General features: G+C 64.7%; 12 protein-coding genes. 7 read left to right on the forward strand and 5 right to left on the reverse strand.

All coding sequences use genetic code 11. The annotated features are described in order from the left end of the window. Positions 1-62: 62 nt before the first annotated feature. From OIK40_RS12725 to OIK40_RS12750, 6 genes are all read left to right on the forward strand, one after another. On the forward strand, positions 63-1,229 hold the full coding sequence (locus tag OIK40_RS12725) for an isovaleryl-CoA dehydrogenase (RefSeq protein ID WP_273678722.1): 1,167 nt from the start codon (positions 63-65) through the stop codon (positions 1,227-1,229). Continuing rightward, positions 1,226-1,645, forward strand: coding sequence for a hypothetical protein (locus OIK40_RS12730; protein WP_273678723.1), 420 nt, complete (start codon positions 1,226-1,228; stop codon positions 1,643-1,645). The genes OIK40_RS12725 and OIK40_RS12730 overlap by 4 nt, the downstream gene beginning before the upstream one ends. Then, complete coding sequence (locus OIK40_RS12735; protein ID WP_273678724.1) at positions 1,642-3,249, forward strand: carboxyl transferase domain-containing protein; 1,608 nt, start codon at positions 1,642-1,644, stop codon at positions 3,247-3,249. Before OIK40_RS12730 ends, OIK40_RS12735 begins: the two co-directional genes overlap by 4 nt. A gap of 86 nt (positions 3,250-3,335) precedes the next feature. Then, a complete protein-coding gene (locus OIK40_RS12740) occupies positions 3,336-3,965 on the forward strand; it encodes a lysophospholipid acyltransferase family protein (RefSeq protein ID WP_273678725.1) in 630 nt (209 codons plus the stop codon). Next, complete coding sequence (locus OIK40_RS12745) at positions 3,955-4,755, forward strand: DUF1295 domain-containing protein (protein WP_309557574.1); 801 nt, start codon at positions 3,955-3,957, stop codon at positions 4,753-4,755. The genes OIK40_RS12740 and OIK40_RS12745 overlap by 11 nt, the downstream gene beginning before the upstream one ends. Positions 4,756-4,870: 115 nt before the next feature. Then, the gene (locus OIK40_RS12750; protein WP_273678726.1) at positions 4,871-5,512 is read left to right on the forward strand and encodes a hypothetical protein; all 642 of its coding nucleotides are present in this window, start codon (positions 4,871-4,873) and stop codon (positions 5,510-5,512) included. Between the two features lie 4 nt (positions 5,513-5,516). Here OIK40_RS12750 and OIK40_RS12755 read toward each other — a convergent pair whose 3' ends face one another. From OIK40_RS12755 to OIK40_RS12775, 5 genes are all read right to left on the reverse strand, one after another. After that, on the reverse strand, positions 5,517-6,026 hold the full coding sequence (locus OIK40_RS12755; protein ID WP_273678727.1) for a nuclear transport factor 2 family protein: 510 nt from the start codon (positions 6,024-6,026) through the stop codon (positions 5,517-5,519). A 49-nt stretch (positions 6,027-6,075) separates the two neighbouring features. Continuing rightward, positions 6,076-6,852, reverse strand: coding sequence for a M50 family metallopeptidase (locus OIK40_RS12760; RefSeq protein WP_273678728.1), 777 nt, complete (start codon positions 6,850-6,852; stop codon positions 6,076-6,078). Positions 6,853-6,858: 6 nt separating this feature from the next. Further along, on the reverse strand, positions 6,859-7,998 hold the full coding sequence (locus OIK40_RS12765) for an AI-2E family transporter (RefSeq protein ID WP_273678729.1): 1,140 nt from the start codon (positions 7,996-7,998) through the stop codon (positions 6,859-6,861). An 82-nt stretch (positions 7,999-8,080) separates the two neighbouring features. Beyond that, a complete protein-coding gene (gyrB, locus tag OIK40_RS12770; RefSeq protein ID WP_273678730.1) occupies positions 8,081-10,639 on the reverse strand; it encodes a DNA topoisomerase (ATP-hydrolyzing) subunit B in 2,559 nt (852 codons plus the stop codon). 95 nt (positions 10,640-10,734) lie between these two features. Continuing rightward, complete coding sequence (locus tag OIK40_RS12775) at positions 10,735-11,493, reverse strand: PIG-L family deacetylase (RefSeq protein WP_273678731.1); 759 nt, start codon at positions 11,491-11,493, stop codon at positions 10,735-10,737. Between the two features lie 94 nt (positions 11,494-11,587). On the opposite strand from OIK40_RS12775, the gene OIK40_RS12780 reads away from it, so the two are divergent. Next, positions 11,588-13,141: a class I adenylate-forming enzyme family protein gene (locus OIK40_RS12780; protein WP_273678732.1), complete on the forward strand. Its 1,554-nt coding sequence runs from the start codon at positions 11,588-11,590 to the stop codon at positions 13,139-13,141. The last annotated feature ends 77 nt before the right edge of the window (positions 13,142-13,218 follow it).

A 13,218-nucleotide genomic window follows, 5' to 3' on the forward strand; every position in this document is an offset into this window, starting at 1 on the left:
GCCTTTGCGCAGCGGCTTGCTATGCGGATGCGCAGAACATCATTTCACTCGCAGGACATAAAATGCGCGCCACCCCCGATTTCGACTTCCAGCTTGGCGAGGCCGCCGAGATGATCCGTGAAAGCACTGCGCGCTTCGCCGATGAGCAGATCGCGCCGCTTGCCGACCGGACCGATCGCGAAGACCGCTTCCCGCGCGAGCTGTGGGAACCGATGGGCTCGCTTGGCCTCCACGGCATCACGGTCGAGGAAGAATGGGGCGGGCTGGGGCTCGGCTATCTGGAGCACGTGATCGCGGTCGAGGAAGTCTCGCGGGCAAGCGCCAGCGTGGGCTTAAGCTACGGCGCACACTCCAACCTCTGCCTCAACCAGATCCGCCGCTGGGGGAATGACGAGCAGAAGGCCAAATATCTCCCCAAGCTGATTTCGGGCGAGCACGTCGGCAGCCTCGCCATGAGTGAAGCGGGCGCAGGGTCGGACGTGGTCTCGATGAAGCTGAAGGCCGACGCGGTGCAGGGCGGATACGTGCTCAACGGCACCAAGTTCTGGATCACTAACGCGCCCGAGGCCGATACGCTGGTGGTCTATGCCAAGACCGATGGGCACGCAGGCAGCCGCGGCATCACCGCCTTCCTGATCGAGAAGGGCGACGAGGGGTTTGCCATCGGCCAGAAGATCAGCAAGGTCGGCATGAAGGGCTCGCCCACCGCCGAGCTGGTGTTCAACGACTGCTTCATCCCCGAAGACCGCATCATGGGGCCGGTCAATGGCGGCGTCGGCGTGCTGATGAGCGGGCTGGATTACGAGCGCGTGGTGCTGGCCGGACTGCAGCTCGGGATCATGCAGGCCTGCCTCGACACTGTGATCCCCTATCTGCGCGAGAGGAAGCAGTTCGGAAAGCCGATTGGCAGCTTCCAGCTGATGCAGGCCAAGGTCGCCGACATGTATGTCGCGCTGCAATCGGCCCGCGCCTATACCTATGCGGTCGCCAAGGCGTGCGACGCGGGCCAGACGACGCGCTTCGACGCGGCCGGCGTGATTTTGCTGGCGAGCGAGAATGCCTTCAAGGTCGCTGCCGAGAGCGTGCAGGCGCTGGGCGGTGCGGGCTACACCACTGACTGGCCGGTGGAACGCTACATGCGCGATGCCAAGCTGCTGGATATCGGCGCGGGCACTAACGAAATCCGCCGGATGCTGATCGGGCGCGAATTGATCGGGGCGGCGGGGTGATTGTCAGCGGCACCGTCCAACTGCTGTCGTGCCCGGAATGCGGGGCGGATCACCCGCTCTTCCGGTTCTGTGGCGACACCGACATGGCGACCGACGGACTGGCAAGCGCAGGCGATCGCGACCGTCAGCGCCTCGCTCTCTTTCATACAAGGGACGCCGAGGTGGAGCAGGACGAAGAATTGCGCTCGGCAAGGCTTGCAGAAGCGATCCAGCGCGCTCCATCAGCGGTCGGCCTGGACTTCCAGAGCTTCCGCACGCTCTACCAACCGTCCGAACTAACATACCGGTGCCCCTGGTGCGATGCGGCGGAGACGACTGTATCGCAGGAGATGACGCCAGCCGAATTCGTCGATGCCGGAGGACGGATCGACTGCATCGGCGCTATCGAGTTGCGCGAAGGACAAGCCTTTTCATGACCGCCCCTACCCTCACCACCAAACTCGACCGCGAGGCGCCCGAGGCCAAGGCCCGCTTCGCGCATAATCATGCCCTCGCGCAGGAACTTCGTGCCTGGGTGGCCGAAGCCGCGCTCGGCGGGCCGGAGAAGCATCGTGAGCGGCATGTGTCGCGCGGCAAGCTGCTCCCCCGCGAGCGGGTGGAGCGGTTGCTCGATCCGGGTTCGCCCTTCCTCGAGATCGGGCAACTTGCGGCCAACGGGATGTACGAAGGCGACGTCAACGGCGCCTCGATCATCTGCGGCGTGGGACGCGTCTCGGGCCGCCAGTGCATGATCGTGTGCAACGATGCCACGGTGAAGGGCGGCACCTATTACCCGATGACGGTCAAGAAGCACCTGCGCGCGCAGGAGATTGCGCAGGAGAACCGCCTGCCGTGCATCTACCTCGTCGACAGCGGCGGCGCGAATCTGCCGCATCAGGCGGAAGTGTTCCCCGACCGCGACCACTTCGGGCGGATCTTCTTCAATCAGGCCAATATGTCCGCGCTCGGCATTCCGCAGATCGCCTGCGTCATGGGCTCCTGCACTGCGGGCGGGGCCTATGTGCCCGCCATGTCCGACGAGACGGTGATCGTGCGCAATCAGGGCACCATCTTCCTCGCCGGCCCGCCGCTGGTGAAGGCCGCGACAGGCGAGGAGATCTCAGCGGAAGACCTCGGCGGCGGGGACTTGCACGCCAAGAAGTCCGGCGTGGTGGATCACTTGGCCGAGAACGACGAGCACGCGCTGACCATCGTACGCGATATCGTCAGCCACCTTGGCGCGAACACCGGCGCGGCGAAGGACGTGGCGCTGAAAGACCCGCGCCCGCCGAAATACGACGCAGAGGACCTCTACGCCCTCATCCCCGAGGATGTGCGCGCGCCCTATGATGTGAAAGAGGTGATCGCGCGGCTGGTCGACGGCAGCGAATTCCACGAGTTCAAAGCGCATTACGGCAGCACGCTGGTGTGCGGCTTTGCCCACATCTGGGGAATGCCGGTCGCGATCCTCGCCAATAACGGCGTGCTGTTCTCCGAAAGCGCGCAGAAGGGCGCGCACTTTATCGAGCTCGCCTGCCAGCGCCGCATTCCGCTGCTGTTCCTCCAGAACATCTCAGGCTTCATGGTCGGGGGCAAATACGAGGCGGAGGGCATCGCCAAGCACGGGGCGAAGCTGGTCACCGCCGTTGCGACCGCGACCGTGCCCAAGGTCACCGTGGTGATCGGCGGCAGCTTCGGCGCGGGCAATTACGGCATGTGCGGACGCGCCTACTCCCCGCGCTTCCTGTTCACCTGGCCCAATGCGCGTATCAGCGTGATGGGCGGCGAGCAGGCCGCCTCCGTGCTCGCCACGGTCCACCGCGACGCCGACAAGTGGGACGAACGCGAGGCCGAGGCGTTCAAGCAGCCCATCCGCCAGAAATACGAGGACGAAGGCAACCCCTACTATGCCACCGCACGCCTGTGGGACGACGGCGTGGTCGACCCGGTACAGACCCGCGATGTGCTGGGGCTGGCGTTCGCGGCGTGCCTGGAGGCTCCGATTGCAGAGCGGCCCGCGTTCGGCGTATTCCGGATGTGATGGCTCCTGTCTGAAACCTCCACGCTTTCCCTTGCGTAACTTACCCGATTGAGGGCAGACGTAAGAGCGAGAGAGGGATCACACACTTGCGTCACAACGAAACCCGTAACGTCACGCTGCTTTCGCGGATCGTGAACCGGATCATCCTGTTCCTGTACAAGTGGAAGGGCTGGAAGATCGAAGGGCACCTGCCCCGGAATCTAAAGAAATACGTGATCGCGGGAGCGCCGCACACGTCGAACTGGGACTTCGTGTTCTTCGCCGGCGCGACCAGGCACGAACAGGTGCAGCCCAACTTCATGGGCAAGCACACGCTGTTTCAGGGGATCATGAAGAACTTCATGCTCGACATGGGCGGTATCGCGGTGGACCGGTCCAAGCGCGCCAATGTCGTCGAGCAGATGAAGGCCGAGTTCGAGCGGCGCAGCGAATTGGCGCTGGTGATTGCCACCGAAGGCACGCGGTCCTCGGACGGGAAGTGGAAATCGGGCTTTTACAACATCGCCCGTGCGGCTGGCGTGCCAATTGTCCCGGCCTGTGCGGACAACGAAAATATGATCATCAGCTTCGGCGAGCCGCTGATCCCGACCGGCAATTACGGCGAAGACCTGCTGAAAATTGCCGAATGGTTCCGCTCCAGGCTGCCCGATTACGAACGCTTCAAGGTGCTGGAACAACAGGCGCGCGACATTATCGCCGGCAAGAATGATGTTTGAACTGCTGGCGGTGAATGCCGCCATTCTGATCGCGCTGGTGCTGATCCAGTGGGCGATTTCGGTCCGCATCAACGACGTCAGCTTCATCGATGCTTTCTGGGGCGCGGGCATGGGTATCCTCGCGCTGGCAAGCTGGCTGCATGTCGCCGGCGGGCCGGGCGATCTGGCCACGCTGATCATGCTGATGACCTGCGCCTGGGGCTTCCGGCTCGGCATTTATCTGTTCCGGCGCTGGCGCAAACACGGCGAGGACAAGCGTTATGCCCTGATCCTGAAGAAGGCGCGCGCCGAGGGCCGCTTCGCCAGCGCGGCACTGACCAAGGTGTGGCTGTTGCAGGCGGTGCTCTTGTTCATGGTGTCGAGCCCCGCGCAGGTCGGCATCCTCGCCAGCGGCGCGCCTGCCCCGATCCCGCCGCTGGCATGGGCGGGCTTCGCCCTATGGTGCGTGGGCGTGTTCTTCGAATGGGTCGGCGACTGGCAGCTCGCGCGGTTCAAGGCTGATCCGGCGAACGAGGGCAAGGTGCTCGACACCGGGCTGTGGCGCTATACCCGCCACCCCAATTATTTCGGCGATTTCGCGGCGTGGTGGGGCATCTGGCTCGCCTGCGCCGGTGCCGGTTGGCACTATGCCGCCGCGACAGTGATCGGGCCATTGTTCCTCAGCTTCACGCTCACCAAGTGGTCGGGCGCGGCGCTGCTGGAGAAGGGGCTCGACAAGTCCAAGGGCGGCAAATACGCCGATTACAAGCGCCGCACATCGGCGTTTTTCCCGCTGCCTCCCAAGGCTTGAAAGACGGCAAATCATGGCCTTCCCCTTGCTGCGACGCACAAAAATCGACGAGCGACCCTTTATGCCTGCGTCCGCATGGCCTATGTTGCCCCGCAACCGAGGAGGCGCGCACGCTATGCCAATGACCGAAACGGCACGGGAAGCCGAGCGTGAGCGCGTCGCGCGCCACGTGCTCGATCTTGTGAAGGAGCGCGGTTCGGAGATTCCGTGGACGGTCGCCATGGCCGAAAGCGGGCTCACCCGCGCGCGGTTCGAGGCGCTGTTTGCCGATTACGACGATCTGTTCGATGCCGTCGCGCAGACGTGGCTTGCCCCGCACATGGCGGTGATGGAGGAAGTGCTCGCCAGCACTTTGCCGCCGCAGCGCAAGATGTACGAATTCTTCCGCCGCCGCTTCATCATTTCGCAGGGGCGTTTCCGCGAGGATCCGGAGCACTTCACCATCCTGTGCGAGATGGGCGCGGCCAATTTCGAGCGGGTGCGCAGCTATGTCGATCTGGCCGACCACTACCTGTGCGAATTGATCGCCGAGGCGCAGGCGGAGGGCTTCTTCGCCGGACTGTCGATCGACGAGGCGCTGTCGCTGATCAACCAGATGATTTCCAACTACACCCTGCCCGATGCTCTGATCTACCTCGGCGACAAGCTGACCGAGCAGAAGCTGGCGCGGATCGTCGACACCATGTTTATCGGTCTGTCGGGCGAGGCGGGGGCGGATGCCTCGGGCGTGAACGCGCTGAAGGTCGCTTCGTCCTGAGCGCCTAGTCGCTGTCCCACCACGCTGCCGACGGGTCGTCCGTCCCGCGTGTGCCGCGCCGCTGCAATCCGTCGAACATCCCGCCCGCCAGCTGCATGGTCGCAGGCGATGTGCGGTTCCAGTCCATCACATAGAGCCGCTCGGCAATCCGCCAGCGCCCCTCGCGCTTCTCCAGCCGGTCGAGATAGCGTCCGCCGACGACCAGTTCGGTCTCGCCTTCGGGGGTCGGGATGATGTGGAGCGCGACGCAGTTGGTTTCGGCCTTCGCCGTGTCGCCCGACAACCGCATAACGGTGTTGGAGATATTGTGCTGCGTCAGCCGCATCGCGCCAAGTGCGGCGACAAGGCCGGGAATGGTCTCTTCGGGAGATTTCGCACCGTCGCCGTAATCGATCCGCGCGTCGGGGGTGAACACCGCTGCCAGAAGCGCGCCGTCGCAGCGATCAATACCGCGGCAATAAAGCGCGAGGGTTTCGGCAATGGCGAGCCGGTCGGCGACTTCGGTGATATCCATGCCCGCCAGTCTAGCGCCGGCGGCGTTCCGGCCGAACTGGCACAAGCATCTAGTCGCGCCGGAATTGCAGCACGTTGGCGGGTGGCTTGCGCGTCGGCGGGCGCAGGCGTTTTTCAGCCAGCGCATATTTGAGCGCCCCGCCCACCATCACAGCCGATACCAGCAGGATCATCGTCGCCCACAGCCAGTGGGGCAGGCCGGTCACCGAGGCGATCTGGCCGGTGTCGGACAGCACCGTCCGGCCGTCGATCACTGCCTGTTCGGTGAACAGATAGTGGAAATCGCGCAGCATGCTCATCGCCGCCAGCACGCCGAGGAATTGCAGCGTGAAACGCGTCAGACCCGGCCCGGCGCGCCACGCCACCAGCGCAAGGCACGCAGCGACCAGCGGCAGCACGGCATAGCCGACCGGCGAACGCACCCAGATAATCACCGTGGCGGCAATCGCCGCAGCGACCAGCCACAGCACGGGCCGCCACAATCGCCGATGCGCGCTGGCGAGGATCAGCAAGGCCCCTGCCACGCATGGGGCGAGCGGCCCTCCGGCAGCGATTGCGGCATAGGTGAAGCGTGATGCGTCGACCGCTACCCGGCTTTCGGCGAGGCCCGATCCGCTGGCGTAGATCATCAGCCGGTCAAAGCTCTGGCCTGTCGCCAGCGCCGTCAGGCCGTGGCCCATTTCGTGGAACCAGGTGGTGAGGATCACGAAGGGATAGATCAGGTAATTGCCGAAAGGCAGCGCGGGCAGCATGACGACCACCAGCCCCGCCAGCACCAGTCGCCCGGCCTGTTCGGCCTGACTACCGGGGCGAGTGAGCGATTGCATGCCTGCCTAGTCCGTTGCGACTTCGGGTGCCCTGCCCGAGGCATCGACGAGGATCGGGTCAATCTCCTCGCCCGCCTTTTCATCCTCGTTGCGGTGTTCCTGCAGGATCGACCAGCTGGCAAGGAACAGCCCGGCCACCAGCGGCCCCAGCACGATACCCGAAAAACCGAGGAAGCTGATTCCGCCTAGCGTGGTGACAAGGATGATCCAGTCGGGGATGCCCGTGTCGCGCCCGACAAGGATCGGGCGCAGCACATTGTCCGCCGAGGAAATGACGACAAAGCCGATCACCAGCACGAACACGCCCTGCCATACCGCGCCCGTGACCAGCAGCCACAGCCCGACCGGCACATAGACCGCGCCCGCGCCGATCACCGGTACCAGCGCGAAGATCGTGGTCAGCACCCCGAACAGCAATGCGGATTCGAGGCCGACGATGACGAAGCTGATCCCCGCCAGTCCGCCCTGCACCAGGCCGACCACGCCCGAACCCTTGATCGTGGCTCGCACGATGCCGAGGAAGCGTTCGGCCAGCCGTTCGGAGATCGAACGCTCCACCGGCACGGTGTTGAGCAGGGTGCGTCCGATCCGCTCGCCGTCGCGCAGCAGGAAGAACATCACGTAAAGCCCGACGCCGAATGAGAGGATAAAGCCCAGCGCGCCGCTGCCGATCGACACCGCCTGACTGGCAATCATCCCGGCGCTTTCGGCCAGCAATTCCTGCAATTTGGCCTGTGCGTTCGATACGTTGGCCCATCCGGAACGGTCCACCGCCTCCTGCGCCGTTTGCGGCAGCATCCCGTAGATCCGGTCGAAACTGGCGGCGAGATCGATCGGCTGTTCCTGCAATGCGGAAACCAGCACCAGCGCTTCCTGCACCACCAGCGTCGCCAGCCACAGGGCCGGCACCAGCACGGCAAAGAAGATCACCAGCAGCGACAGGATTGCCGCCGGGTTGCGCCGCCCGTTCAGCTTCTTCAGCATCCAGCGATAGAGCGGCTGGAACATGATCGCCGCCAGCGCCGCCCACAGCAGCGCGGTGGCGAAGGGCCACACGATCACCGCCATCATCAGGCTGACCACGGCGAGGATCAGCAGGAAGCTGGCGTGCTGCAATTCGTCGGTGCGGTGCGGCTTTTGGGCCATGCTGCGGTTGTGTCCTTGCGGCGGCTAGACGTCGAGGTTTGCCACGTTCAATGCCCCCAGTGGTTCTTGATGGCTGATGCAATCAGACATCAAGGTTCGCCACATTGAGGGCATTGTCCTGAATGAACTCGCGGCGCGGTTCCACGACGTCGCCCATCAGGCGGGTGAAGATCTCGTCGGTGACGTCGGCATCCTCGACCTTCACCTGCAACAGCACGCGCGCTTCGGGATCAAGCGTGGTCTCCCACAATTGCTCCGCGTTCATTTCGCCCAGACCCTTGTAGCGGGCGATCGACAGGCCCTTGCGCCCGGCGGCAAAGATCGCGTCGAGCAGCTGGGTCGGCCGGCTGATCGCCCCGTCGACGGGGATCGCGGTGACGGGCGGCGTGTCCTCCACCTCGCCCGCGAGCGGATCGGTCGCGACGGCTTCCGGTTCGGGCTCTTCGGGCACGTCGCCCGCGCGCACCAGACTGACCGGCACCGCATAGGTATCGGCCTGCGCTGCGGCGAGCGTGTGGAGCTTGTGCGCTTCGGTGCTCGACAGGAACCTTGCGTCGATTTCGTGGACGTCGGTGACGCCGCGCCACAGACGTTCGAACACCACCGTGCCGTCCGCGCGCTGCGAGGCGCTCCAGCGGGCCTCGCGGTCGCCTGCTTGCAGACGCGCCGCCGCACGATCGAGCGCTGCGGTCAACGCATCGCCCGACAGGCCGGGCTGGAGCGCGCCGGTCAGCGCCATCTGTTCGACCAGCCCCATGTCGTAGCGGCGCGGGACGAAGCCGAGCAGGTTTTTCAGACGCAGCGCGGCATCGACGATCGCGCGCAGATCATCGCCGCCGCGCGCACCGCCCTGCGTTTCCAGCACACGGCCCTGAAGCCCCGCATCGACCAGATAGCGATCGAGCGCGGCCTGATCCTTGAGGTAGACCTCGCTCCGCCCCTTGGCGACCTTGAACAGCGGCGGCTGGGCGATGAACAGGTGCCCGGCCTTGATGATCTCGGGCATCTGGCGGTGGAAGAAGGTCAGCAGCAGCGTGCGGATATGCGCGCCGTCCACGTCGGCGTCGGTCATGATGACGATCTTGTGGTAGCGCAGCTTTTCGAGGTTGAATTCGTCGCGGATGCCGGTGCCCATCGCCTGGATCAGGGTGCCGACTTCCTTCGAAGAGATGATCCGGTCGAACCGCGCGCGTTCCACGTTCAGGATCTTGCCCTTCAGCGGCAGGATCGCCTGCGTCTTGCGATCACGCCCCTGCTTGGCCGAACCGCCTGCAGAATCGCCCTCGACCAGGAACAGTTCGGACTTGGCCGGATCGCGTTCCTGACAATCGGCCAGCTTGCCGGGCAGGCTGGCGACGCTCATCGCGCCCTTGCGGCTCATTTCGCGCGCCCGGCGGGCAGCCTCGCGCGCAGCGGCGGCATCGATCACCTTCTGGATGATCGAGCGCGCGTCATTGGGGTTTTCCTCCAGCCACTCGGTCATCTTCTCGCCCATCAGGGTTTCGAGCGGCGAGCGCACTTCGGAGGAGACCAGCTTGTCCTTGGTCTGGCTGGAGAACTTGGGATCGGGCAGCTTGACGCTGACAATCGCGGTCAGGCCTTCGCGCATGTCTTCGCCCGACAGGCTGACCTTTTCCTTCTTCAGCATCCCCGAACGTTCGGCATAATTGTTGAGCGTGCGGGTCAGCGCGGCGCGGAAGGCGGCCAAGTGCGTGCCCCCGTCGCGCTGGGGGATGTTGTTGGTGAAGGCGAGCACGTTCTCGTAATAGGAATCGTTCCATTCGAGCGCGACGTCGATGCCGATACCGTCCTTTTCCGCCGACACGGCGATCGGTTCGGGGATCAGTGCCTGCTTGTTGCGATCGAGATATTTGACGAAGGCCGCAATCCCGCCCTCGTAATAGAGATCATGCTCGACCACGTCCTCGTGGCGCTTGTCGCACAGCTTGATGCGCACGCCCGAATTGAGGAAAGCCAGCTCGCGGTAGCGGTGTTCGAGCTTCTCGAAATCGAACTCGGTGACGTTCTTGAAGGTGTCGTGGCTGGCCTTGAAGGTCACGCGGGTGCCCTTCTTGAAGCCGTTGCGATCGGCATTGCCTTCAACCTTCGGCGCATCGCCGACGACACGCAGGCTTTCGACCGCGTCGCCGTGTTCGAAGCGCATCCAGTGTTCCTTGCCCTCGCGCCAGATGGTCAGCTCGAGCCATTCGCTGAGCGCGTTCACCACCGACACGCCCACGCCGTGCAGGCCGCCCGAAACCTTGTAGGCATTATCGTCCGAGGTGTTCTCGAACTTTCCGCCCGCGTGCAGCTGGGTCATGATGACTTCGGCTGCCGAGACGCCTTCCTCGGCATGGATGTCGGTCGGGATGCCGCGGCCGTTATCCTCGACCGAGACGGAGCCGTCGGGGTTCAGCTCGATCAGGACGAGGTCACAATGGCCCGCCAGCGCTTCGTCGATGGCGTTGTCGGACACCTCGAACACCATGTGGTGCAGGCCCGATCCGTCGTCGGTATCGCCGATATACATGCCGGGGCGCTTGCGCACCGCGTCGAGGCCCTTGAGGACCTTGATCGAGTCCGCGCCGTATTCGTTGGTATTGGGGCGCTTTTCAGGGCTTTGTGAAGTGGTTTCGGTCATGCCGATGATATAGGCGCTGAAGGCGGAAATCCCAACTCTGCGAGGCTTCGAAGCGGCGCTTTTCCACGGTAGGGCGACCTGCTTCGACGAAGGTTTCAGAAAGCGGGCCGGAAATGCACGCGCCCGCGCCACATCGTGGCATCGAACAGCCCCATCATTCCCTCTCGCGAGGCCGCGTCGAACTGGGTGACGTGGCACTGTGCGGCGGCCTTGGCAGCGGCAAGATCGGCGGGGGTATAGGCGATGGTCTCGGTCAGCAAAGCGGGGTCGGTCGTGGCCCAGCGCGCCATCTCGGGCACCGGCGGCAGGCTGCCTGTGGGGATAGCGACATAGAGCAGTCTGGGGCGGTTTTCCTCGGACATGGCCTGCACGATCTGGGTCGTCAGGACGCTCACCATGCGGTGATCGGCATGGCCATAGCCACCGTCCGGCCCCCAGGTAAGCACCAGGTCGCTGCGCATCAGATAGGGGGCGATGCCTTCGCCCAGCAGCTGCGCCTGACTTCCGGGATGATGGGCGGCAATGCCCAGCTTCCCGTCGCCTAGTTTGAGATTGACGCTCGTCCTCGCACCCAGCGCATCGACCGAGCAGAACGCCTCCATCGCGCGGACCTGCGCCAGCTTCTCGCCCGGCGGCAGGTTGGAAACGCCGGGGCCGGCATCCCCCTGCGTGGCATGGATGACCCTGACCTGCGCGCCTTCGCGCGCCAGTGCCGCGATCGCGGGAGCCATGAACAGCTCGTCATCAGGGTGGGCGACCACCACCAGCACCCGCTGCGGCGCGGCATCGTCCTGCGCGCCCGCCGTGGCCGTCGCCAGCGCGGCGAGTGCGATCATTCCCATCATCCGGATCATCTCTTGCCCTCTCTCTGGTGCTCACCTTGGCACTTGTGCGAGCGTGCCTGCAAATTGTTTGCGCGCCGCTCCTGCCCGATTATGCATACCCGCCATGAGCAATGACATGATGATGGCCCGCCTTGCCGAACCCTTCGGCAGCTTTCCCGAAATCCTGGTGGAATGGTCGCGGATCAAGGGCGATGAACTCGCCCTGCGCGACGACCGGCGCGAGGTTTACTGGGCGGAGCTGGTGGGCCTGGTCGAGCGGTTGGCGGCGCGGATGGTGGAAACGGGCCTTCAGCGCGGGCAATCGGTGGCGATCCTCGGCACATCGACGGTCGAATATGCGCTGGTGTTCCTTGCGGCGGTGCGGGCAGGCGGGGTGGCCGCGCCGCTCACCACCAGCGCCAGCCCCGAACAGCTTGCCGGCATGGCGAAGGATTCGGGCGCGATCCATCTGTTCATCGATGCCGCCAAGGCGGCGGAGCTCGGCCCCGATTTCATGGCCGATCTGATCCGCGTGCCGCTGGAGAGCATCGATACTTGGATGGCGCCTCCCGGCACCCGCGCACCGGATTTCGTGCCGGAGCCGAAGGATTCCTTCAACATCATCTATTCCAGCGGCACCACCGGTATTCCGAAAGGCATCGTCCATTCGCACCAGATGCGCTGGCGGCAATTCGCGGCGACGGCTTTGAGTTACCTCGGCGCAGGGCTGGAAGTGCGCTCGCTCGCCTCGACCCCGCTTTATTCGAATACCACGATGGTCGCTTTCCTCCCCGTTCTGCTCGCAGGCGGCTGCGTGCGGGTGATGGGCAAGTTCGACTGCGCGAAGTGGCTTGCCCATGCCGAGGCCGACCGCACGACCATCACCATGCTGGTGCCGGTGCAATACCAGCGGTTGATGGACTTCCCCGGCTTCGACGACTTCGACCTGTCGAGCCTCAAACTCAAATACTGCACCTCGGCGCCTTTCTCGGCGGAATTGAAGCGCGAGGTGCTGGCGCGGATGCCGGGCGGGCTGATCGAGATTTACTCGATGACCGAAGGCGGGGTTGTCTGCCTGCTGCCCTGCCATGAATTCCCCGACAAGCTGCACACTGTGGGCCGCCCCGCGCCGGGTAGCGAGCTGAAGGTGCTCGACGACGAGGACCGCGAGGTACCGCCCGGCACACCGGGTAACCTCATCGGTCGCAGCCTTACCATGATGAGCGGTTACAAGAACCGCCCCGACAAGACCGCCGAAGCCCAGTGGATCGACCCTGCAACGGGCGAGGCGTGGATGCGGATGGGCGATATCGGGCGGGTGGACGCCGAAGGCTTCGTCGAACTGGTCGGGCGCGCCAAGGACATGATCATCTCGGGCGGGTTCAACATCTATCCGACCGATCTGGAGGCCGAATTGCTGAAGGAAGCGGGCGTGGCCGAAGCGGCAGTGGTTGGCGTGCCGTCGCGCAAGTGGGGGGAAAGCCCGGTTGGCTTCGTGGTGTTGAAAGACGGCGCGGCGCGGCCTGCGGCGATCATGGCGGCGGTGAACGACCGGCTCGGCAAGACCCAGCGCCTCGCCGCGTTGCACCCCATCGCGGAAATGCCGCGCAGCCATATCGGCAAGCTGCTGAAGAGCGAGCTGCGCGAGGAAGCCGCGCGGCTGGGCGGGGTGGAGTAGATACAAGACGGCCCGGTTGTCGCATCGGACAACCGGGCCGCTTGGTTCCGGCGGCGCAAGGGAGAGGGATCTCGCGT

The sequence above is a fragment of the Erythrobacter fulvus genome (genome assembly GCF_028595285.1).
Taxonomy (GTDB): domain Bacteria; phylum Pseudomonadota; class Alphaproteobacteria; order Sphingomonadales; family Sphingomonadaceae; genus Erythrobacter; species Erythrobacter fulvus.